Below are 23,887 nucleotides of genomic sequence, written 5' to 3' on the forward strand. Positions count from 1 at the left end.
AATAACAGGAAATGGTGAAAAGCAGACATAAAAAAACCAACCGCAGAGGGTTAATGCTTGACCGCTAAGCTTTTGAAGGTCGTCGTGACGCGCGATCCTGTACATCAGTCAGCGTAAATTACCTTGTAGACACCTGCTGCCCCACATTCCGGCGAATGCCTGGGTGGCCGAAGTTTGATCTGTTCAGTGACGTTTCAACACGAACTTTTTCAACAGGCGATCGAACTGGCTGAAATATTTAGATATTTTGAAATTTTTAGCCAGTTCGGTAGGCAAACCCTGCAACTGCTTTTCGTCTATAAGTTATCCTGCTTTTGCTGTTGGATCGAACATATCAAATCAAGTAATTGTACGAATCTATACCCAGGTTTTTTACACCCTTGATCTGCCCCTTAAGCGGACTGCACCAGACGCAATGTTCATTTATTATTTCTGTTCTTCTTTCTTTGCTGCTTTCATCCATGCATCATCGTATTTAATATTCCCTCTTACGTAATTCCATGTGATGCCACGGAACCTTAGTCCTATGACTTCATGCATATTAGGTGAAGAACTCCCCGGATAGTAGACATGGGTGAAATATACAGAGGAAATAACAACGCTTTCTAGCTCTATATTATAAATTTCGGCTTCAATTCCAGTCTCAACAATTTCATAGTATTTTATTACTGCTTTCTGTAATCGTTTGGATTCACATACAGCAATAGCAAGGTAAGGACTTACTTTGTCTAATTGTTTATGTAATATAATAGGATCATGTTGCCTTGTCCCTGTCATGTTTCCTGTGTGGCTATCTACACCTTGTTTTACACCATAGCTACTATTCATGATTTCTATAGCGCCTTCTCTACCAGGCGCTATACAATCACCTGCAATTTGCATCCCATTTTCATCATACAGAAATAAATAAGCTGGTAATGACATTTTTAATACTCCGTGTTTGTCAGTTGTCCATTGTTATCAATAAAGAAGCGATGTATGTAATTCCTACCATTCAGACCATATGACACGGCATAGCTATAACCATATTCCCATTTCACATTGATACAATCATTGGGGTATGAAAGATTTAATCCTTCATCACTTTTTACAACCTTGTACCCTTTGTCCTGATTTAATTCAATTCGGTAATAATTCAATACATCATTTTTGTCTACACTAAAACAAAGCCTTTCATCATTGATGTATGTATATCGTGCATGTGGTGCAGGTTTACCACCGGGGCAGCCAGTAATGGTAAGGATTAACGGGAGAATTAATAAAATCTTTTTCATCCGGGGAATCCCTTCATTACTGATCTATATTTGGATATTCAAGAATGAACAGATTCATTAGGATTGTAATCACGGTATACGTGCAAATCACTGTGACCATACAGGCCATAATTCATCAAAAGCCAATAATCACTTGCTATTGATGCTTGCTGCTCTAACCCATAGTGAAGGAAATCAGCTTTATCGAGACTGTAGGTATAATCAGCGAAACGAGAGAATAAACCTCTTGTTCTAACAAACATTCCCTTCTGTGCCTGCCATGCGTGAACCATCTCATGCATGAATCGGTGTTTCTTTTCTAATATGTCCAAAGAGAAATCAGGTGAATAGGTTCCTTCTCTGAACCAGAGTTCACCGTTTGGTGTCATTGCAACATCAATGGGCTGCATGTTGAAGGGTAGATAGCTTTCACGGTGTACCCAAATGCGGCTATAGATGAGGCTGCTACCGAATAGCATTCTAGCAAGCGCTATCTCACCTAATGTTAGCTGCCTGATCCCTCCGGGATGTATTGGCGTACCTGATGTGGGAGTTATTAGATCATCAACTGGCATTCAGTATCCCTCTGATTCTTGTCAGTATTAGTCATTAATCGTATATTATTAAAGATGGAGAGGGGAAAGAAATATCCTGGAAAAATTCTTAAAATAAAAAGAATTTAAATAAAACCAGAACGAAGTGAACCTTTACTACAGTATTGGCACGTAGTGCAACCTGATCAGGTTAAATATTTACCTGCTTGCTGTCGTCGTGCCATGCTGTTGGGGCGACAAAGCCTCCTGGCTTTTGCTCTGAAGTGTTGTTATCGATGTTCCCGCTCACCAACTCACCTTTGACTATCCAGCCGTAGACGGCCTGACACCACAAGGATGACTGTAGCGTCAGGCCCAGTTGTAGAGCAGTTCAATGTAATCGAAGATATCGAAACCAACCGAGTCCTCATTGGATCAATCCGGAGAACGGACACCAGGAAGAGTTGCCCAGAGACGTTGGTACCAGGGCGGCTGAATTCGATGATTGTCTGGTGATGTAATGTTGAAATTATGCGGTGAAATGACGGGGGTTATTCCCCAGTAATTCCCCATAGCTTCCCCGCACGGAAAACAGACATAAAAAAACCAACCGCTGAGGGTTGGTTTTTTTGGGATTTTTGGTCGGCACGAGAGGATTTGAACCTCCGACCCCCGACACCCCATGACGGTGCGCTACCAGGCTGCGCTACGTGCCGACGCTTATGGCTGCTAATACTACTGCTTTCCGGCGCGAATGCAAGAGGATGCCTTGCTAACTGATTTATAATTAATCAGTTAGCAATAAATCGCTTCTCATCCGTCAACACTTGCAACAGCAGGCTCAGCTGTGGTTTCTGGTCGTTTATCTTCTCACCGTGCAAATCATAGGTCTGGTAATTACCGTTATTGTTCAGCACCAGCGTCATTTCTGGCGTGGTAATCGCCATTGTGCTGTTGTCGGCGGCCGTAACCCAATAATGGCGGCGCGCGGCATTAAACAGATCCTGACCCTGCGAGTACTCGTTCGCAGGTGTGCTGACGTGGAGCAGGCGCTGCATGAGCGTGGTCATCAGGTCGGTATGATCGGTCAGACTATTGATTCGCTGTGCAGGTGTCCCCGGCCAGTGAATGATCAGAGGAACCTGGAGGTGTCCGCGTGACCAGGCGAAGTTATTTTCTTCTGGCGACAGTGGAATACCGCGACCCGCAGTAATGATGACCACCGTATTGTCCAGCTTGCCTGACTCACGCAGGGCGCTGAGGATCCGGTTGATGTTTGCATCCACATCCTGAGCGGCGCTGGCGTACCGTTTAGCAAACCCTTTCTGGTTGCTGTCGTCAATGTTCGTACCGTTAAACGAAACCCACGAGAACCAGCGGTTATCTTCCTGCGCATAGCGGCCCAGCCAGCTAATCCACTGGTTCGCCGTTTGTTCATCCGATTGCGTTTGTACGCTCGGCATGGAGAAGTCTGACAACAGCGCTTGCCGATAAAGCGGGCTGGTAAAGCCATCAGAGGAGAATAACCCCAGCTGATAGCCTTGCTGGTTCAGCGCTGAGATCAGCGCAGCAGGGGTTCTGGTCGCCAGAATACCGTCCATATAGCTCGGTGATACGCCATAGAACAGACCAAAAATACCGTTATCGGTGGTGTTCCCTGAACTCATGTGGCGCGTGAAAGAAATGTTCTGTCCGGCGAATTCAGCCATTGCAGGCATCTGTTTTTCATAACGCGAGTAGTTCAGACCGTCTACGGTGATCAGCAGGACATTCTGACCAGTGCCCATGTCCCGATAGCGCAGGTCGCTGAGCGGATACTGCACTGAGACCGCTTCCGGGTTACCTTGCTCCACCAGGCGGCGCTGATACTCTTGCGCGTCCAGCAGGCCATGTTTTTCCAGAAACCGACGAGCGGTCATCGGATAAGACAGCGGCAGGTTTGCGCGCTGCATGGTAATGGGGCGATAGAAATTAGCATCCGCCCAGATATACACCACGTGCGAGGTGATAAATGAAACGAAAAAGAATGCGGCCAGGGGCTTCGCGAAATGGCGACGACGCGTCAGGCTGCGCAGTTTTTGCCAGCTCCATGTCGCAAACAACATTTCAATCAACAGAATGATCGGCACGCTGATAAACATCAGCTGCCAGTCACGCGCGGTTTCATTCTGGTCAGGGTTAATGACCACTTCCCAGACGATGGGATTGAGATGCAGGTGGAAGCGAGTAAAGACTTCGCTGTCGATCAACAGCAGCGTCATGCCTACCGTCGCCAGTATGGCTGATAAAAATCGCATCAGCCTCTGGGACATGACGATAAACGTCAGAGGAAACAGGATCAGCAGGTAGGTGGCAAACACCAGGAAGCTAAAATGCCCGACAACGCTCAGATACGAGTAAACACGACCTGCAAGCGTTGTCGGCCAGTCTGCGACAAACAGGTAACGGCTGCCGAGCACCATGGCCAACAGCATGTTGAACAGGGCAAACCAGTGCCCCCAGCTAACCATCTGGGAGACTTTCTCACGGTAGCGCTGATGATGAGTTACCATAAACTGTTGTTCGTTTCCCCAGAGCAGGCTCTTAGTGCGCTTGGTCGTCGTTTACCGAAGACTGTAATGCGCGGGCAAAAGAGTTCGCAATCGCCTGGCGTTGTGCCGGTGCGATACTTGTATTGATAAGGTTTGTGACCATGTTTCCCAGTACCATCAGGGAAAGATCGGTCGGGGCCTTATGTTTTTCCAGTACGTTGAGCATTTCATTCAGCAATTGTTCAACGTGTTCGTCACTATAGCGGGAAATTTGTGGCATAAATCGAAATCAGTCTGTTCATGAAAGGGCAACATATTACCGTAGCGACAGTTTTTTTTCTGCTTTTTTATCTTCTATTGCGTCACTGCCCGGCAGGTGGTTGAATACCGCCCGGTCTTAAAGGAGAGTTTATCATGAGTCTGGATATCAACCAGATTGCCCTGCACCAGCTTATCAAGCGTGATGAGCAGAACCTTGAGCTGGTCTTGCGCGATTCATTACTGGAACCGACAGCGACCGTTGTCGAGATGATGGCTGAGCTGCACCGGGTGTATAGCGCAAAAAATAAAGCGTATGGCCTTTTCAGTGAAGAGAGTGAACTGGCGCAAACCCTGCGTTTGCAACGTCAGGGGGAAGAGGATTTTCTGGCGTTCAGCCGTGCTGCGACAGGACGCTTGCGTGACGAGCTGGCGAAATATCCGTTTGCCGACGGCGGAATCGTTCTGTTCTGCCATTACCGCTATCTGGCGGTAGAGTACTTGCTGGTCGCAGTGCTGAATAACTTAAGCAGCATGCGCGTGAACGAAAATCTGGACATCAACCCTACGCACTACCTGGATATCAACCATGCAGATATCGTGGCGCGTATTGATCTGACCGAATGGGAAACCAACCCGGAATCTACGCGCTATCTGACGTTCCTGAAAGGTCGGGTAGGGCGTAAAGTCGCTGACTTCTTTATGGATTTCCTCGGCGCCAGCGAAGGTCTGAACGCCAAAGCGCAAAACCGTGGCCTGCTGCAGGCCGTTGATGACTTTACCGCTGAGGCACAGCTGGATAAAGCAGAACGCCAGAACGTACGTCAGCAGGTTTACAGCTACTGCAACGAGCAGCTTCAGGCGGGTGAGGAGATTGAGCTGGAGTCGCTGTCGAAAGAGCTTTCCGGCGTCAGCGAAGTCACTTTCAGTGAATTTACCGCTGATAAAGGGTATGAGCTGGAAGAGAGTTTCCCGGCAGATCGCAGTACGTTGCGCCAGTTAACCAAATTTGCCGGAAGCGGTGGCGGATTAACGATTAACTTTGATGCCATGTTGTTGGGGGAGCGCATTTTCTGGGACCCGGCGACGGATACGTTAACCATTAAAGGTACACCGCCCAATTTACGCGATCAGCTACAGCGTCGCACGTCAGGCGGAAAGTAAAGCCGTTGATGCCGGATGGTGGTGTAAATACCTTATCCGGCCTACAGGTTTCGTTTCCATCGGCAAACAAACCCCATAAAAAAACCCCGCCGAGGCGGGGTTTTTCTTCAACTTGTTGGCGATTACGCGCGAACGAAGTCGATGTGAGTCAGCTTCGGCTTGTAAGCGTGACGCTGTACAGCCTGAGCTTTAACTTTTACTTCTTTACCGTCAACAACGATGGTCAGAACTTCGCTGTAGAATTCAGCTTTAGCTTGCATGTTCATAACTGCATCGTGATCCAGTTCGATAGCAACCGGGGCTTCTGCGCCACCGTAGATGATTGCCGGGAACTTGTTAGCGGCACGCAGGCGGCGGCTCGCACCCTTACCCTGCTCTTTACGTACTTCTGCATTGATAGTAAACATTTAAATCTCTCTTTAATAATTCCTGTTACAGGCGACCCAGCAACAGGTAGATGATCTGCTTTGCGTATGCAAAAGCGGGCGAGATTGTATACTCAAATGGCTGGTACATCAATTAAAAGTACGATTAACCGCGTAATTCATGTGCCCGGCGGAAGCGACCTTCGTAATCGAAGACCTTTTCACGGACTTGCCAGTACTGACCTTTCATGCGGGCGACAACAAAGTCGGGATGGCGTAACAGAACCTGCTGGGCGAGGATATCGGCGGCGGTTATCCAGCGTAATGGAATACCCGGCGTTCGGGTATGCGGGCGAATAAATAACTGCTCAAATGCGGTGCGTTGCGCGGGCGTGTGCAAGCGAAAACGTTCACTGACATCAGCGCCATCTTCGTCGTAATAGGTAATTTTCAGCCATTCCCCTTTTTCATCCTGGCCATTCTGTAACACCATGCCACTGCAGCGCAGAACCAGCGCGTCTTTGAGTCTGAGGGCGGCTTTTAACATATCATCGGGATCGACTAATACCGTGTCACACTCCCGACAGCGGCGGGCAGCGATGTCATTTTCCGCGTTACACTGGGGGCAGTTTTTAAAGCGGAAGCGGAAATCGCACTGTTCGCGGTGGCCATCATCATCTTCAAACCAGCCCTGGCAACGGCGGCCAAAATGTTCAATCAATGTGCCGTCGGCAGTCATTTTCCCCCAGAAGGAGTTGGCAAATCCGCAGGCCGGGCAAAAAACCTGCACCGGCACATTGTCACTTTTCCCTTTTGGCGATCCCACTTCCGGGGCATACAAATCATGTGGATTGCCTGCGTAATCAAGAATGAGGCAGTCCGTTTTACCCGGCGCAAGTCGCAACCCGCGTCCCACGATTTGTTGGTAAAGACTGACTGACTCGGTGGGGCGCAGGATAGCGATGAGATCGACGTGCGGGGCATCGAATCCGGTGGTCAATACCGAGACATTGACCAGATAACGAAAGCGTTGCGCTTTGAAGTCTTCAATAAGCACATCGCGTTCAGCGCCGGGGGTGTCTCCGGTAATCAGTGCAGCATCGTCCGCGGGTAACAGGCCTACAATCTCTTTGGCGTGCTCAACGGTCGCGGCGAAAATCATCACCCCTTTGCGCGCCTGTGCAAACTCGATGATCTGGCTGATAATATGTGGCGTTATCCGCTGCTGCTTATTCAGTTCCCGATTAAGGTCAGCTTCGCTGAACAAACCGTTGCTCTGTGCTTGCAGGCGGCTGAAGTCATACTGAACGACCGGCATGTCGAGGCGTTCCGGCGGCGTCAGGTAGCCGTGCTTGATCATATAGCGCAACGGTAATTCATAAATGCAGTCGCGAAACAGCGCTTTTTCATCGCCACGGACCATACCATGATAATGAAAATGGTAAATCCAGCCTTTGCCGAGGCGAAAGGGCGTAGCGGTCAGTCCGAGCAGACGCAAGTGTGGGTTGACATTTGTCAGGTGAGTCAGGATTTGCTGGTACTGGCTCTCTTCATCATCACCGATGCGATGACATTCATCGACGATTAACAGGGAGAACTCCCCCTGAAATACCTCAAGGTTACGTGCGACTGACTGCACGCTACCAAACACCACCTTACCGTGACTCTCTTTACGCTTCAGCCCCGCGGCAAAAATATCGGCTTCCAGCCCCAGCGCGCGATACTTTGCGTGGTTTTGCGCGACCAGCTCTTTGACATGTGCCAGCACGAGTACACGACCACGCGCCACGCGCGCCAGTTCGGCAATCACCAGGCTTTTACCCGCGCCGGTTGGCAGGACAATGACCGCCGGTGTACGGTGGTGTCGAAAGTGGTTGAGCGTGGCATCCACGGCTTCTTGCTGATAGGGGCGGAGTGTAAAAATCATGGTCTCACAACGGTAAACAGTCACAGGGAATAGTATGCCATGAATCATTTCCCTTGAGGGATGGAGTAACGTCGTTATACTGAGCGGAAAACGGCTCCACTTTTCGGGCATAACGCTCGATTTCCGTATTGTTACAGGCAAAATCACACTCATGCGACTTGATAAATTTATCGCTCAGCAACTCGGCGTTAGCCGCGCTATTGCCGGGCGTGAAATCCGTGGTAACCGCGTTACCGTAGATGGTGAAATCGTTAGAAATAGCGCGTTTAAGCTGCTGCCAGAACACGACGTAGAATATGATGGCAATTCGCTGGCTCAACAAAATGGCCCACGCTATTTTATGCTTAATAAACCTCAGGGCTATGTTTGCTCAACGGATGACCCGGATCACCCAACGGTGCTCTATTTTCTTGATGAGCCCGTGGCGCACAAACTGCATGCGGCAGGACGTCTGGATATCGACACGACCGGGCTGGTGCTGATGACCGATGATGGACAGTGGTCGCATCGTATCACTTCGCCCCGTCATCATTGCGAGAAAACCTACCTGGTGACGCTGGAATCCCCCGTGGCAGAGGATACCGCTGAGCAGTTTGCGCATGGCGTGCAACTGCATAACGAAAAAGATCTGACCAAACCCGCGGTACTGGAAGTGATTACCCCAACCCAGGTGCGCTTAACGATCAGTGAAGGGCGCTATCATCAGGTTAAACGGATGTTTGCCGCGGTGGGGAACCACGTTGTGGAATTACACCGTGAGCGGATCGGCGCCATTAAGCTTGATGAAGATCTTGAGCCTGGTGAATACCGTCCATTGACCGAAGAAGAAATTGCCAGCGTTAACTTAACCCCTCGTTAATTTCAGGAGCGAAATGTGACCACCCGGCAGAACTCTTCAATTGCCATTGTTTTTATCCTTGGCTTATTGGCCATGTTAATGCCGTTGTCGATTGATATGTATCTTCCGGCATTGCCGGTGATCTCCGCTCAGTTTGGCGTGCCTGCCGGCAGTGCGCAGATGACTCTCAGTACCTATATTCTGGGATTTGCGGTAGGGCAACTGATCTATGGCCCAATGGCAGACAGCATTGGGCGCAAACCGGTCATTTTGGGTGGAACATTGATTTTCGCCGCGGCGGCGGTCGCTTGTGCACTGGCACAAACGATCGATCAATTGATCACGATGCGTTTCTTCCACGGTCTGGCTGCTGCTGCGGCAAGCGTCGTGATCAATGCGTTGATGCGCGATATTTATCCGAAGGAAGAGTTCTCGCGCATGATGTCCTTCGTCATGCTGGTCACAACGATTGCCCCGCTGATGGCGCCTATCGTCGGGGGCTGGGTGCTGGTGTGGTTGAGCTGGCACTACATCTTTTGGATCCTGGCCGTGGCGGCTATTCTGGCTTCAGTGATGATATTCACGCTGATCAAAGAGACGCTGCCCGTTGAGCGGCGACAACCGTTTCGCTTGCGCACCACAATAGGTAATTTCGCCTCGTTGTTTCGCCATAAGCGTGTATTGAGCTATATGTTAGCCAGCGGATTTAGCTTTGCAGGAATGTTCTCTTTCCTCAGCGCCGGGCCATTTGTCTACATTGAGATCAACCACGTCTCGCCGCAGCATTTCGGCTATTACTTTGCGCTAAACATCGTCTTCCTGTTTATCATGACGATAATTAACAGCCGGTTTGTCCGTCGGGTTGGCGCATTGAATATGTTCCGCACTGGCTTGTGGATCCAGTTTGTCATGGCGGGCTGGATGGTATTCAGCGCGTTGTTCGGCGTAGGGTTCTGGGCGCTGGTGGTGGGTGTTGCGGCCTTTGTTGGCTGTGTGTCGATGGTGTCATCTAACGCGATGGCGGTCATTCTTGATGAGTTCCCGCATATGGCAGGTACGGCGTCATCGCTGGCCGGTACTTTCCGTTTTGGCATTGGCGCCATTGTTGGGGCGCTGTTATCACTGGCGACCTTTAACTCGGCCTGGCCGATGATATGGTCGATCGCATTTTGCGCAACCAGTTCAATTCTCTTCTATCTCTACGCAAGCCGTGCCAGAAAAACGGTGATCTAATACACAACCTGGGGGCCGTAAGGCCTCCAGAGTTGATGTACATCAACCCCCAATTCATCAATCTCCCTGTTTATGTTTATTTTATGTAAAATCAATTTATGTAAAAAGTCACACCATTGTAGTTAAAAAGGTTGAGTTAGATCTCAGAAACGAGTACATATAGCCCGCAACGCTGTCCGAGCGAATAAATAAATTTAAATACCAGGCTAACTAAGCCGCATGCGGACTGGGTGTAAACGTTTACCAACTGTCTAAAGACGTAATGTCAATGATGTGTTAATATTGGTGTAAAATAATTGTGAAGTAATTGTGCTTCCGGGGAAAGAAAGTGAATACATTACAACTCTCAATCGTTCATCGTCTGCCGCAGTGCTATCGTTGGTCGGTGGGTTTCGCAGGTTCAAAGGTTGAACCGATTCCGCAAAACGGCCAGAGTACAGAGAACAGCCTGGTGGCGCTCAAATTGCTCAGTCCCGACGGTGACAGTGCGTGGTCAGTCATGCATAAACTCAGTCAGGCGCTCAGTGACATTGAAGTCCCGTGTTCCGTTCTCGAGTGCGAAGGGGAGCCGTGCCTGTTTGTTAATCGTCAGGATGAATTTGCCGCAACCTGTCGACTGAAAAATTTCGGCGTGGCGATCGCGGAACCTTTTTCAAACAACAATCCATTTTGAGCGTCAGCTTAGCGCGAGCAGCTGACGCGTATATGCCTGTTGTGGCGCGTTAAACACGTGCTCGCACTGTCCCTGTTCCACGACCTCTCCCTGCCGTAGCACAATTACCTGATGGCATATCGCCCGTACAACGTGTAAATCATGGCTGATGAAGATGTAGGCCAGGCGATGCTTTTCTTGCAATGATTTTAGCAACGTCAGGATTTGCGCCTGTACGGTTCTGTCGAGCGACGATGTAGGCTCGTCCAGAATGATCAGTGACGGTTTTAATATCAAAGCCCTGGCAATCGCAATGCGCTGGCGTTGCCCCCCGGAAAATTCCGCGGGATAACGATGTCGCGTTTCGCAATCCAGCCCCACTTCCGTCATGACCGCTTTTACCTGTGCTTCGCGCTGTTCAGCCGAAAGAATGGGCTGATGAACCCGTAATCCCTCTTCAATAATCTGCAAGACACTTAAGCGTGGATTTAGCGAAGAATTGGGATCCTGAAAGACCACCTGGATACGGTGGCGTACAGGCAACAGCTGGCGACGCGTTAAGGTATGCAGCGCCTGACCATCAAACACAATGCGCCCTTGTGATGCGATGAGCCTCAGTAGCGCCAGACCGGTGGTGCTTTTCCCGGAACCGGATTCCCCTACCAGCCCCAATGTCTCACCCGGTTTTAGCGAAAAACTGACGTTATTGACTACTACGTTATGGTCCACCACGCGCTTGAGGATCCCTTTGCGAACGGGAAACGCGACACGGAGTTGCTCCACTTCCAGTAGTGGAGATTGCCCGAAGGGTAACGGGACGGGCTCGCCGGAAGGTTCGCTATTTAATAATTTTTGCGTGTAGGGATGGGCGGGGGCAGCGAGCAGTGTTCCGGCTCGATTTTGCTCGACACACTGACCGTTCTGCATGACGGCAACGGAGTCAGCCAGCCTTTTCACTATGCTGAGGTTATGGGTGATAAACAGCAGACCCATGTTTAACTCACGCTGTAACTCCCGCAGCAGTTGCAGGATCTGCGCCTGAACGGACACATCCAGCGCGGTAGTCGGCTCATCGGCAATGAGCAGTTCAGGGCGAGTTAACAGCGCCATCGCGATCATCACGCGCTGACGTTCGCCGCCGGAAAGCTGGTGCGGATAATCAGCCAGACGTTTTGCCGCATGACGAATACCGACGCGCTCCAGGCAGTTCAGTATTTCTCCTCTGGCGGCTTCCCGACGCATTCCCCGATGAAGCGACAACACTTCATAGAGCTGCTTTTCCAGACAATGGAGCGGGTTCAGCGATACCATTGGCTCCTGGAAAATCATCGCGATTTTATTACCGCGAACGCCGCGAAGCGTCTGCTCGCTTGCGTGGAGTAATGATTCACCGTGAAAGCGAATGTCACCTCCTGTGTACACCACCGGGGGAGAGGGCAACAAACGTAGAATGGAAAGCGCGGTGACGCTTTTACCCGAGCCAGATTCCCCCACCAGCGCCAGCGTTTGTCCCGCCTCAACGCGCAGAGAAACATCGTTGACGACGGTACGCACCGTTTCCTGTTGGCGAAAACCGACGGATAAATTCTCAATGGTGAGCAGAGGTTGTGTCATTTTATATCGCCTTGTTCGGGTCAAATGCGTCACGTACCGCTTCACCAATGAAAATCAGGAGCGAGAGTAAGAGGGCGACAGAGACAAAGGCGGTGATCCCAAGCCATGGCGCCTGTAGGTTGTTTTTACCCTGTAACAGGAGTTCTCCCAGCGAGGGTGATCCGAGCGGTAAACCGAATCCCAGGAAATCCAGCGAGGTTAAGGTCGTGATCGAGGCGCACAAAATAAAGGGTAAAAAAGTCAGGGCCGCGACCATCGCATTCGGCAACATATGACGCAGGATAATGTTACGATCGCTCACACCAAGTGCCTGAGCGGCGCGAATGTAATCAAAGTTTCGCGTGCGTAAAAACTCCGCGCGCACCACGCCGACCAGACTCATCCAGCCAAATAATACCGTAATGGCCAACAGCCACCAGAAATTGGGTTGTACGACGCTTGAGAGCAGAATAATCAGAAACAGCGTTGGCATGCCCGACCACACTTCAATGAAGCGTTGTCCCCAGAGATCCACCTTTCCGCCATAATAGCCTTGCAGTGCCCCGGCCATGACCCCCATGACGCTGGAACACAGGGTTAACATTAATCCAAACAGAACCGAGATCCGTGTGCCGTAGAGAATGCGTGCCAGAACGTCGCCACCATTGGCATCTGTGCCCAGCCAGTTCTGTGCAGACGGTGGAGAAGGGAAGGGGTTATCGGTGGCAAAGTTAATGCTGGTGGCGCCAAAGCGCACAGGCGCCCAGAGGATCCATCCGTGATTCTCCAGGCGCTGACGTAGCCATGGATCCTGATAATCGGCTTGGGTTGCGAGCGGGCCGCCAAAATCGCTTTCGCTATATTTTTTGACCAGCGGAAAATACCAGCTGCCGTCATAGCGCACCAGCAGCGGTTTATCATTGGCAATCAGCTCGGCGCAGAGGCTGAGTCCGAACAGTACCAGAAAAATCCACAGCGACCAGTAGCCGCGGCGGTTATGGCGAAAACGCGCCCAGCGGGCCTGATTAACGGGGCTTAATCGCGACATTAGCGTCCCTCAAAATCAATGCGGGGATCAACCAGCGTGTAGCTGATATCGCTCAGGATATTGAGCAGCAGACCAATCAGGGTGAAGATATAGAGTGTGCCGAACATCACCGGATAGTCGCGTGATACGGTTGATTCATAACCCAGTAACCCCAGACCATTCAGTGAAAACATCACTTCAATCAGCAGCGAACCGGTGAAAAACATGCTGATAAACGTGGCAGGAAAGCCGGCTATCACCAACAACATGGCGTTACGGAAAACGTGTTTCCACAGAATATTCTTCTCGCTAACGCCTTTGGCTCGTGCGGTGACGACGTACTGTTTGCGCACCTCATCAAGAAATGAATTTTTGGTCAGCATGGTCAGTGCAGCAAATCCGCCAACAACGGTCGCCAGTACCGGTAACGTGATATGCCAAAGATAGTCGGTAATTTTTTGATACCAGGGCAGGGCATCAAAATTGGCAGAAACCAGACCGCGTAGCGGGAACACGTCGTAGTAACTGCCGCCAGCAAAAAAGACAATCAATAATATGGCAAACAAGAAAGCAGGGATCGCATAGCCGATAATAATGAATGCACTGCTCCAGACATCAAAACGACTGCCGTTGTACACCGCTTTGCGAATGCCTAACGGGATCGACACCAAATAGATGATGAGCGTACTCCATAAACCCAGCGTGACCGAGACGGGCAGGCTCTCTTTAATCAGCGTGAGTACCGAGGCACTGCGAAACAGGCTGTCGCCAAAATCGAAACGAACATAGTCCCACAGCATCTTGAAATAACGTTCATGTATGGGTTTGTCGAACCCGTATCGACGGGTGATTTCGGCGATGACTTCGGGGTCAAGGCCACGGGCGCCACGGTAATTGCTGTCGCTGATATTCCCTACGCCGGTTTGCGCATGGCTTGCGCGTATGCCTTCACCGCCTGCGCCGGGTAGCGCGCCGCTTTGCCCGAATTCAATGGCGGCGACAGCTTGTTCAACCGGACCGCCAGGGGCAATCTGCACAATGAAAAAGTTGATTGTAATGATGGCCCATAGCGTGGGGATCACCAGCAGCAGACGTCGAATCAGATAAGCGCCCATTTATTCCCCCTGTCGTCTGGCTGCGGGAAGTTTTGCCGCTTTGTTGACGTCATACCACCAGTTTTCCACCCCAATGGTATAAATGGGACGAATAGCAGGTTGCGAAAATTTATCCCACCATGCGAGGCGATCTTCAGCCATGAACCACATCGGCAACATGTAATAGTTCCATGTTAAGACTCTGTCCAGTGCCCGGCCCAGTGGGAGTAGTTTGGCTTTATCACCCTGAGCGGCAACGATCTGATTAATCAGTTTATCAATGACCGGACTTTGTACGCCGGGGGCGTTATAGCTGGAGTTAATGTATTCGGAGGCCCAAAGAATTTGCAGATCCGAACTCGGCCACGGCATGGCGCGATAGACCCTGGGCATCATGTCATAGTCGCGATTGCGCAAGCGGTTTGTGATTTGCGAGTTATCAACCTGGCGGATTTTCATCGTTATCCCCAGCCGTTGCAGATTGTGCTGGAACGGTAACACCCACTGGCTATTACTGCCTGCGGGTAGCAATAACTCAAACGTCAGCGGCTTGCCGTTAGTGCTGTTCACCCGCTGCTGCCCCTTCAGCACCCATCCGGCCTGATCCAGCAAGGCATCGGCTTTTAACAGGTTTTCACGATCGTAGCCATCGCCTGTAGAGGTGGGAGGCTGATAGATTTGGTTGAAAACCTCTGGAGGAAGCGCTTTTTTCATGGGGGCCAGAATGACCAGTTCATCCGCATCGGGATAATGTCTTGCGGCATACTCGGTATTTTGAAAATAGCTGTTTGTCCTGCTCCAGGCATTATAAAACAATGCTTTATTCATCCATTCGAAATCAAAAGCCAGCGTGATAGCTTCACGTACACGTCGGTCGTTGAACATCGGGCGTTGGATATTAAAGGCTAACCACCGCGTATCCTGCGCGGATTCGTTTTTTTGCTCAGCTTTGACGATGTAACGACGCGCAAAATTTTTTCCGGTATAGCGGGTTGCCCAGTTTTTTGCATCATTCTCAAGACGCAGGTCAAATGCACCGGCCTTAAAGGCTTCGAAGGCCACGTTGTCATCCAGATAGTAGTCATAGCGGATGGTATCGAAATTCCAGCGCCCGCGGTTAACGGGGAGGTTAGCGGCCCAATAATCTTTGACGCGTGAATAGACAATGTACTGCCCCATTTTCCATTGCGTGATGCGGTAAGGGCCGCTGGCAAGCGGGGGCGATGATAATGGGTCGCTGAGCTTGTGATCTTTCCAGTACTTCTCTGGCATGACGGGTAATGAAAACAGGCTGAGCATGTCTTCTTTACCCGGTTTGGCTAACTCAATACGTACGGTTAACGGTGCAATCGCTTTGACGGTAGTGCCTTTGTAAACCAGACGAAATTGCGGCACACCTTCGGTCATAAACTTTTGGAAGGTGAAGGCGACGTCGCGGGCGGTGATGGGCGAGCCGTCGTGAAAACGCGCGCGCGGATTAAGGGTGATCTCTACCCAAGAGTAGTCATCAGCATAACGCGCACGATCCGCGATGAGCGGGTAGTAGCTACCAGGTTCATCGTCAGAGGTGGTAAACAGCGTATCGTAGAGAGATTCTGTTCGTGCTCCGGCGTTCCCACGCAGCGAATACCGGTTAAAGTTATCGAAGGTGCCAATGGCTGCGAGGGTGATTTTCCCCCCTTTGGGAGCCGCAGGATTAACATAATCGAAGTGATTAAAATTGAACGCGTATTTGGGTTCACCCAGCACGGCAAACGCGTAGCTTTCTTTGATCGATTGCGCCTGTACGCTAAACCCCATCAGGGCGATGAACAGCAGTAATACGCGTCGGATCATATAAAGGTGGTTTCCTTTTCCTGTCACCTGCCGCTATCAGACAGGCATTCATGCCTGAACAATGCGTGATGCGGGCGTTATTGTCATGTGCTAGTCCACATTCCATCACGCCATCATCACCATTTTGGCATATCGGGCTTAGCCATCCAGCGTACAAAGTCATCAAGGGTCAGCGGACGGCTGACCCAATATCCCTGAAAAAAACTAACGCCATGGGCGCGTAGCCAACGGGCTTGTTCCAGTGTTTCAACCCCTTCAGCAACGGTCAGCATATTGAGGCGCTTGGACAGAGTCAATACGGCATCCAGTACCGGGGACGTCACGGTTTCTGTACCAATGGCATTGACGAAACCGCGATCGATTTTAAGGTAATCGACGGTAAAGCGCTCCAGGTAGATAAGGGCGCTATGCCCGGTACCAAAATCATCAATGGCAATTTCGATCCCGACAGAATGCAGCCATTCAAACAATTGCGTCGCTTCGCGATGGTTGAGCATATCGCGCTCGGTAATTTCGAGGACGATATGAAAATACTGTGGCGGCAGCGAGGCGTTCAGTTGCTGAATATCGTGTTTAAAACTTTCGCCGTGCAGATGCGTTGGCGCAATGTTGATACCCAGCTTCGCCCCAACAGGTAACACTTTTTTCAGTGTCGGGGCATCCTGGGAGATCAGTTTGAACAGATGCTGAGTCAAGGGCACGATCATCTGCTGTGATTCAGCATAGTTAATAAATGCATCAGGTGGGATTTCGCCTGCGGTCGGGTGACGCCAGCGCAATAAAACTTCAACACCTTTGACTTCCAGAGTCTGCATCTCCATCACGGGCTGGTAGACCACATAAAACTGGTCGTGCTTGATCGCCTCCAGGATCTCTTTTCCTGGCCGTAAACGGACGGTGTAAATGTAGTAACAGAGCAGTGCGGCAATAGCGCCCGCCATGCAGCCCAACATAATGGCATACCACACGTCGTTGTACGTCCATTCGTCGGTGTACAACCGTATCTTCAGTGGCAGGTTTCCTATCGTCACCTGACGCGAGGGGATGTCAGGGAGGGCGGCCACCTTCATTAATTCTGTTGAAAAGGTCGAGATCGCGGTATCGCCGATGATGACGGCAAAGCCCTTAAAATCATCCTGTCGGGCCGTATAAAGCAGATAGGGCGCCAGGTTGATATTCAGAGAGGCAAAGACGCCACTGCGCTGCAGTGAGGGATTCAGGTACCACATCATAATGGCCGGTTTGTTCGGCATCATAGGCGTACCAGACTGGAGCACCATATCGAGTTTTTTGCTGATGTCGAGATCAGGTATCAATGACTGGATAGGCGAGTCCATCGAACCGGTCGCTGAAGAGCAATAAGCGATACCTTCTTTGACCAGCAAAAACGCGCGAATGTTCATGGTAAAGGCAGCGCTGGCGGTGAGTTTAGCGGCGACTTGCTGACAACTGTTTGCGATGAGAGGTTGTAGAGCCTGGGCAGTCGAACTGAGTTCTGCGAAGTGATTTTCGACATGATGCTGTATATCGGATGCCAGCGTTTGGTACTTCACTTCTCGATTATGGTAGGACATGAAAAACTGCAGTGTACTCACGAGTAATGCGACAACAAGCCCCGTTACAATGCAGGTGAGCAAGATTTTCCGTCCGGAAGAAGAGGCGCGTCTGAACATAGTTCCTTATGTTTACCTGAAGTAACTGCTTAATCTGTAAGACTATAGCCTGGATTGATTTGTATTGTGAGATTTTTCTTAGTCCAGGGTACAAAACAAAAAGCACCGCCGAAGCAGTGCTTTTTGATATGTCTCATCAGGATAGCCAAGGGATAGCTGCCAAACGAAAATTAACTGCGGCTCAGAACCCGGCGAGCTTCGTTGTAACGTTTGTTCCAGTAAGGCTCGTTCATACTGGAAATAACAACGCCACTGCTGGTTGAAGCATGCACAAACTGATTATTGCCGATATAGATTCCAACGTGACGGCCAGTAGAGCCAGCGCGGAACAGCACTAAATCGCCTGTACGCAGATTCTTGCGTGAAACGGATTTACCCGTTTCTTGTTGTTCGTAGGTTGAGCGAGGAAGCTCTAAACCAAATTGTTCACGGAATGTACGCTGTACAAAGCTTGAACAATCAATGCCTTTTTTGGTGCTGCCGCCAAGGCGGTAACGCACACCTTTCCAGTCAGCATACTGGTCCATAATACGCGATTTAACGTCGATATTACGTACCATGTTTTCAAATTCATCCTGAGAGGCTTGCAGTGAAGAGTTATCTGCGTTGGCCACAGCATGCGTCTCAGAATGCATATTCTTTGCGGTGTTCGTTGTGCTACATGCAGAAAGCAGAACCGCTACTGCTATCGCGGGTATGCCCCGCAAGATATATCTCAAAATCGGTTGAGATCTGACCATTTTGTTTGTTTTCCCTTGAAGTCCTTAACGATAAATATCGTTATAAAAAATGCCAAACGTGACGAGACTAATTACCTGCGGACGATGAGACAATTCTTTAAGGTCAAATCTGTGGCAGAACGCACAAATTTATTCGTAAAGAGAATAATTATCCCGCGAGGCAAAACGAGTTCGAGATTACCCGATCGCTACGGTCATTGCGAGTCATTTTATGTGATTTCTTATAAGAAAAAGTGATACAGAAAGTGAATAAACGGCATTGGTTAAAATAGAAACAGATGGTGCAAAAAGTATGCAACACATTCATTTTCAACAGGAATATGATGACAGGAGAATGACAGCCAGAATGATGAATTATCAACCAACATCATCAGGAAATCAGAAGTATTCCTGATGATGTTAATTACTTTGCGTTATTTGTTTAAAAATTGTTTGTTTTTGCCGGGCAGATAATGAGTAAAAAGCGTCACCAGCTTGTCGCTTAATGGCGTCATTAAGCACCAGGGCAAGCCAATCAATACGACCGTCATTGAACCCACCACAATATCTGTCAGCCAGTGGGCACCGATCATTACGCGCGGGAAAGCAAAAACCACAGCGATAATAAGGCCGATCAAACCTGCGACTTTTCCGAAATAACGCAACATAAATGCGGAAAAAATAAGCAGCATCATGCCATGATCACCAGGGAAACTGTCTTTCGACGCATCTTTGGTTGGAATATGCAGCAGTTCACTGACGCGATTAATATTCTCTATCATGAGCGTGGGGCTGGCGCGTTTAACCGGAATCAGCGCCTGGCCTAACTGGTTTAATACGACTGCGGTGAGCAGCATGACCAGGCCGATGCCCACAATGCGTCGGCGACCTTCCGGCGTTTCTTTCAGCCAGTAATGCAGCATCAACGCGCCCATCGCCAACAACGAGCAACCATCAAATGCCCGATTATTCGTGATAGCAACAACCCAGAGGAAGAGTGGGCTTTCGACCAGCTTCTGATTAAAGAAGTGGAAGACCGCGTAATCAATCGAAAACCAGAATCCATGCCCGGTCGGCATGTACCATGACAGAAACAGCGCCAGACCTGCGATATTCAGCAGGAGTATATAAGGGTATCGGGTTTTCATCGTCGTTTACCATTGCTAAAAAACGGGGCAACCTTACGCGCAATCGTCTAAACGAAGCCTCAACAGTGCGCTCTGTAATGCATTCCAGTCGGTTTCGGTGTCTGAGATGAGTTCAATGCGACTGTCCGGAGGCGCGACATTTTGCGTCTCAATGTTCCAGTCATCTCCCTGACGGTTGATACGCACTAACCCTTCTTTAATACGCATGACGCCCTTTACACGGCCAACGGGGGCAAGGCGCGACCATTCCAGCAGACCGATAATGTCAAACACGGTGTCGGCGTCAAAAATCCAGCCACAGGCCTGATGACCCTGACCGCTGTTCAGACTGCGACGCCAACGTTGTTGCCCTGGTAAACTCAGCGCCGCCAGCCCTTTTTTATCGGCATGCTGATGAGCGTGTGCCGCACTGGCGGGAAGTTCTGCCAGATTCAGCCGCGGGAGATCCAGCAGTTGCCCGTCAATGTTCCCGTGATCGGCATGAATCAGCTGGCGGTTACCGCCGTAGTGCTGCCACCAGATCTGCAGGGCAGCTTCGCTTTCTGCAGTGGCGCGATCGGATTTGTTAGCGACAACGATATCTGCGGCGGCTAACTGATCGCGGAAATTATCATTGGCGACGCTTTTTTCATCCAGTAATAAACGAGGATCAAGGAGACAGAGCGTGGCGCGCAGGTCAATCCACGGTTCGTAAACCGGTGCGGTCAGTAAATCCAGGATCTGTTTGGGATGGCCAAGACCGGTGGGTTCAATCAACAACCGGTCGGGTTTCCCCTGGCGCAGCAGCGTATTAAGCCCAACCTGCATAGGCAGACCGTTCACGCAACACATGCAGCCACCGGGGATCTCTTTGAGCAGCGCGCCGCTGTCTGCCAGCAACGCACCGTCAATACCGACCTCGCCAAACTCATTGACCAACACGGCCCACTTCTCGGCGGGGTCTTTGTTCGCTAATAGATGAAGAATCGAGGTGGTTTTGCCACTGCCGAGAAAACCGGTGATGAGATTGGTTTTGGTCACGTTTGCTCCAGAATCAAGAATTACCGTAGGGCTTGTCATAATCCTGGCGAAAAATGAACAAAAAGAGAAGGGAAGAGAGGACGAAGAGGGGCTTCGTCCTTTTTAATGGCAGAAATTGTTAATTATTTAACGTATCCATGACAGCCTGGCGTGCACCGTGTTGAGCGAGTCGTTGCCAGGCCTGCTCGACGGCAGCGACAAATCGTGGGTTCTGCGCAAGGTCGGTGGCGAAGATTTCGTGCAGTGAAAGCAGTGCTGTGACACGTTCTGATTCTGTACTGCCTGCAACAATGGCGCGAATTTTGTCACTTAAGGGATCGCGTATATCAATATCTGCTCCTGAATCGTCAACGCCGCTGACGTAGCGCATCCAGCCGGCAATGCCCAGTGCCAACAGGGGCCATTCGCTTTGACGGGCTAAATGAATACGGATGCCCTCCAGCATACGCTGCGGTAATTTCTGGCTGCCGTCCATCGCGATTTGCCAGGTTTTGTGTTTCAGCGCCGGGTTCGCAAAGCGTTCCAGCAGGTTCGTGGCATACTGATTTAAATCGACATTAGTGATCTGCAGCGTGGGGGCTTGTTCATTGAGCATCAGGCGATAAGCGGCTTCACGAAACGCACTGTCTTGCATACAGTCGCTGATGTGCTGAAACCCCGCCAGATATCCGAGATACGCCAGAAACGAATGACTGCCGTTCAGCATGCGTAGCTTCATTTGTTCCCACGGCAGCACGTCATCAACCATCTGTACGCCTGCGCTCTCCCATTGCGGGCGACCGGAGACAAAATGGTCTTCAATAACCCACTGGATAAAGGGTTCACAGCTGATTGCACAAGGGTCGGCGACGCCAAGTTGCTGGGCAATCTCCTCCAGTGACTCTTCGGTAGCGGCAGGGACAATACGGTCCACCATGGTACCCGGGAAACTCACCTGTTCGAGTATCCACTTTGCCAGCTCAGGCGAGCGTTTTTCAGCCATCCCCAGCACAGCGTTTTTTACCACATGACCGTTATTGGGAATGTTATCGCAGGAAAGAACGGTAAAAGGTTGCAGTCCGCGTTCACGTCGGCGGTGCAGGGCTTCGACGATAATACCCGGCGCTGAGTGCGGCTCGTCCGGTGTTTGCAGATCATGGGCGATACGTGGATTAGTGATATCCAGCGACCCCGTTGCCGGGTCAATGCAGTATCCCTTTTCCGTGATGGTTAACGAAACGATAGCCACCTGCGGTTCACAGAATTTTTCGATAATGGCAGCCAGTGAATCCAGCTTTGCATTCAGGCATTCGCGGACGGCGCCGACCACAATGGGCTGATTGCCGTTTGAGCCTTTTTCTAACACCGTATATAAATGATCCTGTGCGCGAAGTTGACTCATCAGTCGATCACCGCTGAACAGGCTTATCTCACAAATTCCCCAGTCTCCACCCAGCGCGTTCAATACGCGGTCGGTCAATAACGCCTGATGAGCGCGATGAAAAGCACCGAAACCAAAATGCACGATTCGCGTTTTTAATTGTTGGCGATCGTAGCGCGGCATCAATACATTTTCCGGGAGTGAAGCAGAGGCAATAGTTTTCATTAAATACACCTGATTAACCATTAATTAACAATGGCAGTATAAAGTTATATGACAGCAAGTTAAATTGGTGTGCCTGATTTATCCATGGAGTGTGAGCTGGATCAATCAATCATCGGCGTCATATTGATCCTGCAGCAGATGCCTGTATGGTAGTCATCATTCAGGTAGCTTAATTTGGTATAACAACTTGTGAGGTGAAGCAATGGAACAAACCTGGCGTTGGTACGGACCTAACGATCCGGTATCGCTTGATGATGTGCGTCAGGCAGGCGCAACGGGCGTTGTGACCGCCTTGCACCATATCCCCAACGGTGAAGTATGGCCCGTTGAAGAGATTCAAAAGCGACAGGCGATTCTGGCTGAAAAAGGGCTAACCTGGTCGGTTGTGGAAAGTATTCCTGTTCACGAAGATATTAAAACGCGTTCCGGGCAGTATCAAACATGGATTGCGAATTATCAGCAGAGTATTCGCAATCTGGCAGCCTGCGGCATCGATACCGTGTGCTATAACTTTATGCCGATCCTCGACTGGACGCGTACTGACCTTGAATATCAATTGCCGGATGGCTCTAAAGCGCTGCGTTTTGACCAGATAGCGTTTGCCGCATTTGAGTTGCACATCCTGCAACGCCCGGGCGCTCAAGCGGATTACACGGCTGAAGAACAGCAGCAGGCGTTGGCCTATTTCAATGCGATGAGTGATGCGGATATTGAAAAGCTGACCCGCAACATTATCGCCGGTCTGCCGGGGGCGGAAGAAGGTTATACGCTGGACCAGTTCCGCGCTCGCCTGGCGGAATATGACGGTATCAGCAAAGATGATCTGCGAAACAATATGGCTGTTTTTCTGCGCGCGATTGTACCAGTAGCGGAAGAAGTCGGCGTTCGCCTGGCCGTGCATCCTGACGATCCGCCGCGTCCGATCCTGGGTCTGCCCCGTATCGTTTCGACCATTGAAGATATGCAATGGCTGAAAGAGACGGTCGATAGCATCTATAACGGTTTCACGATGTGTACCGGTTCGTACGGCGTGCGCGCGGATAACGATCTGGTGAAAATGATTGAAACGTTTGGCGATCGCATCCACTTCACGCACCTGCGTTCGACCTGTCGTGAAGACAACCCTAAAACCTTCCACGAAGGCGCGCATTTGCAGGGTGATGTGGATATGGTCGCGGTCGTGACGGCGATCCTGACAGAAGAACAGCGACGCAAAAAGGCCGGCGACCTGCGTCCTATCCCGATGCGTCCTGATCATGGTCATCAGATGCTTGACGATCTGCACAAGAAAACCAATCCAGGCTACTCCGCCATTGGTCGTCTGAAAGGGCTGGCAGAAGTGCGTGGTGTCGAACTGGCGCTGAAACAAACGCAGTTCCGCGACCTGCTGTAATCCCGTTCACAGGGATTGAGCGTCCGGCTCGATCCCTGTCATCCT

The 23,887-nt window shown here is 50.4% G+C and carries 22 protein-coding genes, 1 tRNA gene and 1 pseudogene; 5 read left to right on the forward strand and 19 right to left on the reverse strand.

Annotated features, from left to right (window positions below):
* Positions 1-426: 426 nt before the first annotated feature.
* From N7268_RS17390 to N7268_RS17415, 6 genes are all read right to left on the reverse strand, one after another.
* Positions 427-924 carry an Hcp family type VI secretion system effector gene (locus N7268_RS17390; RefSeq protein WP_260863845.1) on the reverse strand — a complete coding sequence of 166 codons (498 nt, stop codon included), beginning with the start codon at positions 922-924 and terminating at the stop codon, positions 427-429.
* A gap of 2 nt (positions 925-926) precedes the next feature.
* Complete coding sequence (locus tag N7268_RS17395) at positions 927-1,274, reverse strand: putative T6SS immunity periplasmic lipoprotein (RefSeq protein WP_260863846.1); 348 nt, start codon at positions 1,272-1,274, stop codon at positions 927-929.
* Positions 1,275-1,312: 38 nt separating this feature from the next.
* Positions 1,313-1,828 (reverse strand): type IV secretion protein Rhs, encoded by a 516-nt coding sequence (locus N7268_RS17400; protein ID WP_260863847.1) that lies wholly within the window; start codon positions 1,826-1,828, stop codon positions 1,313-1,315.
* A 597-nt stretch (positions 1,829-2,425) separates the two neighbouring features.
* Positions 2,426-2,502, reverse strand: a tRNA-Pro gene (locus tag N7268_RS17405).
* Between the two features lie 75 nt (positions 2,503-2,577).
* Positions 2,578-4,338, reverse strand: a complete 1,761-nt coding sequence (yejM, locus tag N7268_RS17410) for an LPS biosynthesis-modulating metalloenzyme YejM (protein WP_260863848.1) — start codon at positions 4,336-4,338, stop codon at positions 2,578-2,580.
* Between the two features lie 31 nt (positions 4,339-4,369).
* On the reverse strand, positions 4,370-4,597 hold the full coding sequence (locus N7268_RS17415) for a YejL family protein (protein WP_003027506.1): 228 nt from the start codon (positions 4,595-4,597) through the stop codon (positions 4,370-4,372).
* Between the two features lie 134 nt (positions 4,598-4,731).
* Here N7268_RS17415 and yejK point away from each other — a divergent pair, with 134 nt between their 5' ends.
* The gene (yejK, locus tag N7268_RS17420) at positions 4,732-5,739 is read left to right on the forward strand and encodes a nucleoid-associated protein YejK (RefSeq protein ID WP_260863849.1); all 1,008 of its coding nucleotides are present in this window, start codon (positions 4,732-4,734) and stop codon (positions 5,737-5,739) included.
* A gap of 122 nt (positions 5,740-5,861) precedes the next feature.
* Here yejK and rplY read toward each other — a convergent pair whose 3' ends face one another.
* From rplY to N7268_RS25235, 4 genes and pseudogenes are all read right to left on the reverse strand, one after another.
* A complete protein-coding gene (gene rplY, locus N7268_RS17425) occupies positions 5,862-6,146 on the reverse strand; it encodes a 50S ribosomal protein L25 (RefSeq protein ID WP_260863850.1) in 285 nt (94 codons plus the stop codon).
* A gap of 124 nt (positions 6,147-6,270) precedes the next feature.
* On the reverse strand, positions 6,271-7,266 hold the full coding sequence (locus N7268_RS25225) for a DEAD/DEAH box helicase (protein ID WP_409929217.1): 996 nt from the start codon (positions 7,264-7,266) through the stop codon (positions 6,271-6,273).
* A gap of 71 nt (positions 7,267-7,337) precedes the next feature.
* Positions 7,338-7,406, reverse strand: coding sequence for a hypothetical protein (locus N7268_RS25230; RefSeq protein WP_409929219.1), 69 nt, complete (start codon positions 7,404-7,406; stop codon positions 7,338-7,340).
* A gap of 220 nt (positions 7,407-7,626) precedes the next feature.
* Positions 7,627-8,184, reverse strand: a pseudogene (locus tag N7268_RS25235) (DEAD/DEAH box helicase); the annotation flags it as partial.
* On the opposite strand from N7268_RS25235, the gene rsuA reads away from it, so the two are divergent.
* The 3 genes from rsuA to N7268_RS17445 all read left to right on the forward strand — a co-directional run bounded on the left by rsuA (position 8,183) and on the right by N7268_RS17445 (position 10,775).
* On the forward strand, positions 8,183-8,890 hold the full coding sequence (gene rsuA / locus N7268_RS17435) for a 16S rRNA pseudouridine(516) synthase RsuA (protein WP_260863852.1): 708 nt from the start codon (positions 8,183-8,185) through the stop codon (positions 8,888-8,890). The pseudogene N7268_RS25235 and the gene rsuA sit on opposite strands and share 2 nt — an antisense overlap.
* A gap of 15 nt (positions 8,891-8,905) precedes the next feature.
* On the forward strand, positions 8,906-10,102 hold the full coding sequence (locus N7268_RS17440) for a Bcr/CflA family multidrug efflux MFS transporter (RefSeq protein ID WP_260863853.1): 1,197 nt from the start codon (positions 8,906-8,908) through the stop codon (positions 10,100-10,102).
* Between the two features lie 328 nt (positions 10,103-10,430).
* A complete protein-coding gene (locus N7268_RS17445; protein ID WP_198903577.1) occupies positions 10,431-10,775 on the forward strand; it encodes a YejG family protein in 345 nt (114 codons plus the stop codon).
* Positions 10,776-10,778: 3 nt separating this feature from the next.
* On the opposite strand, the gene yejF is transcribed toward N7268_RS17445, so the two are convergent.
* The 9 genes from yejF to N7268_RS17490 form a co-directional block, all read right to left on the reverse strand.
* Entirely contained in the window at positions 10,779-12,368 is a 1,590-nt protein-coding gene (yejF, locus tag N7268_RS17450) for a microcin C ABC transporter ATP-binding protein YejF (RefSeq protein WP_260863854.1), read from the reverse strand.
* A gap of 1 nt (position 12,369) precedes the next feature.
* Entirely contained in the window at positions 12,370-13,395 is a 1,026-nt protein-coding gene (locus N7268_RS17455; RefSeq protein ID WP_260863855.1) for an ABC transporter permease, read from the reverse strand.
* Positions 13,395-14,489 (reverse strand): microcin C ABC transporter permease YejB, encoded by a 1,095-nt coding sequence (locus N7268_RS17460; RefSeq protein ID WP_260863856.1) that lies wholly within the window; start codon positions 14,487-14,489, stop codon positions 13,395-13,397. The genes N7268_RS17455 and N7268_RS17460 overlap by 1 nt, the downstream gene beginning before the upstream one ends.
* Entirely contained in the window at positions 14,490-16,304 is a 1,815-nt protein-coding gene (locus N7268_RS17465; RefSeq protein ID WP_260863857.1) for an extracellular solute-binding protein, read from the reverse strand.
* Positions 16,305-16,420: 116 nt separating this feature from the next.
* Positions 16,421-17,977: a cyclic di-GMP phosphodiesterase gene (locus tag N7268_RS17470; RefSeq protein ID WP_260863858.1), complete on the reverse strand. Its 1,557-nt coding sequence runs from the start codon at positions 17,975-17,977 to the stop codon at positions 16,421-16,423.
* Positions 17,978-18,147: 170 nt separating this feature from the next.
* Positions 18,148-18,717 (reverse strand): bifunctional murein DD-endopeptidase/murein LD-carboxypeptidase, encoded by a 570-nt coding sequence (gene mepS, locus N7268_RS17475; protein ID WP_198903583.1) that lies wholly within the window; start codon positions 18,715-18,717, stop codon positions 18,148-18,150.
* 413 nt (positions 18,718-19,130) lie between these two features.
* Positions 19,131-19,844 (reverse strand): phosphatase PAP2 family protein, encoded by a 714-nt coding sequence (locus N7268_RS17480; RefSeq protein ID WP_260863859.1) that lies wholly within the window; start codon positions 19,842-19,844, stop codon positions 19,131-19,133.
* A gap of 33 nt (positions 19,845-19,877) precedes the next feature.
* Positions 19,878-20,864 (reverse strand): CobW family GTP-binding protein, encoded by a 987-nt coding sequence (locus tag N7268_RS17485; protein ID WP_260863860.1) that lies wholly within the window; start codon positions 20,862-20,864, stop codon positions 19,878-19,880.
* A gap of 118 nt (positions 20,865-20,982) precedes the next feature.
* On the reverse strand, positions 20,983-22,449 hold the full coding sequence (locus N7268_RS17490) for a mannitol dehydrogenase family protein (RefSeq protein ID WP_260863861.1): 1,467 nt from the start codon (positions 22,447-22,449) through the stop codon (positions 20,983-20,985).
* A 202-nt stretch (positions 22,450-22,651) separates the two neighbouring features.
* Here N7268_RS17490 and uxuA point away from each other — a divergent pair, with 202 nt between their 5' ends.
* On the forward strand, positions 22,652-23,842 hold the full coding sequence (uxuA, locus tag N7268_RS17495) for a mannonate dehydratase (RefSeq protein WP_260863862.1): 1,191 nt from the start codon (positions 22,652-22,654) through the stop codon (positions 23,840-23,842).
* The last annotated feature ends 45 nt before the right edge of the window (positions 23,843-23,887 follow it).

The organism is Citrobacter sp. Marseille-Q6884 (genome assembly GCF_945906775.1).
GTDB lineage: Bacteria > Pseudomonadota > Gammaproteobacteria > Enterobacterales > Enterobacteriaceae > Citrobacter.

Excerpts from the sequence above, each read along its gene's own strand:
- N7268_RS17390 (WP_260863845.1), bottom strand. The coding sequence starts at position 924 with ATGTCATTACCAGCTTATTTATTTCTGTATGATGAAAATGGGATGCAA.
- N7268_RS17395 (WP_260863846.1), bottom strand. The coding sequence starts at position 1,274 with ATGAAAAAGATTTTATTAATTCTCCCGTTAATCCTTACCATTACTGGC.
- N7268_RS17400 (WP_260863847.1), bottom strand. The coding sequence starts at position 1,828 with ATGCCAGTTGATGATCTAATAACTCCCACATCAGGTACGCCAATACAT.
- yejM (WP_260863848.1), bottom strand. The coding sequence starts at position 4,338 with ATGGTAACTCATCATCAGCGCTACCGTGAGAAAGTCTCCCAGATGGTT.
- N7268_RS17415 (WP_003027506.1), bottom strand. The coding sequence starts at position 4,597 with ATGCCACAAATTTCCCGCTATAGTGACGAACACGTTGAACAATTGCTG.
- yejK (WP_260863849.1), top strand. The coding sequence starts at position 4,732 with ATGAGTCTGGATATCAACCAGATTGCCCTGCACCAGCTTATCAAGCGT.
- rplY (WP_260863850.1), bottom strand. The coding sequence starts at position 6,146 with ATGTTTACTATCAATGCAGAAGTACGTAAAGAGCAGGGTAAGGGTGCG.
- N7268_RS25225 (WP_409929217.1), bottom strand. The coding sequence starts at position 7,266 with ATGATTTTCGCCGCGACCGTTGAGCACGCCAAAGAGATTGTAGGCCTG.
- rsuA (WP_260863852.1), top strand. The coding sequence starts at position 8,183 with ATGCGACTTGATAAATTTATCGCTCAGCAACTCGGCGTTAGCCGCGCT.
- yejF (WP_260863854.1), bottom strand. The coding sequence starts at position 12,368 with ATGACACAACCTCTGCTCACCATTGAGAATTTATCCGTCGGTTTTCGC.
- N7268_RS17455 (WP_260863855.1), bottom strand. The coding sequence starts at position 13,395 with ATGTCGCGATTAAGCCCCGTTAATCAGGCCCGCTGGGCGCGTTTTCGC.
- N7268_RS17460 (WP_260863856.1), bottom strand. The coding sequence starts at position 14,489 with ATGGGCGCTTATCTGATTCGACGTCTGCTGCTGGTGATCCCCACGCTA.
- N7268_RS17465 (WP_260863857.1), bottom strand. The coding sequence starts at position 16,304 with ATGATCCGACGCGTATTACTGCTGTTCATCGCCCTGATGGGGTTTAGC.
- N7268_RS17470 (WP_260863858.1), bottom strand. The coding sequence starts at position 17,977 with ATGTTCAGACGCGCCTCTTCTTCCGGACGGAAAATCTTGCTCACCTGC.
- mepS (WP_198903583.1), bottom strand. The coding sequence starts at position 18,717 with ATGGTCAGATCTCAACCGATTTTGAGATATATCTTGCGGGGCATACCC.
- N7268_RS17480 (WP_260863859.1), bottom strand. The coding sequence starts at position 19,844 with ATGAAAACCCGATACCCTTATATACTCCTGCTGAATATCGCAGGTCTG.
- N7268_RS17490 (WP_260863861.1), bottom strand. The coding sequence starts at position 22,449 with ATGAAAACTATTGCCTCTGCTTCACTCCCGGAAAATGTATTGATGCCG.
- uxuA (WP_260863862.1), top strand. The coding sequence starts at position 22,652 with ATGGAACAAACCTGGCGTTGGTACGGACCTAACGATCCGGTATCGCTT.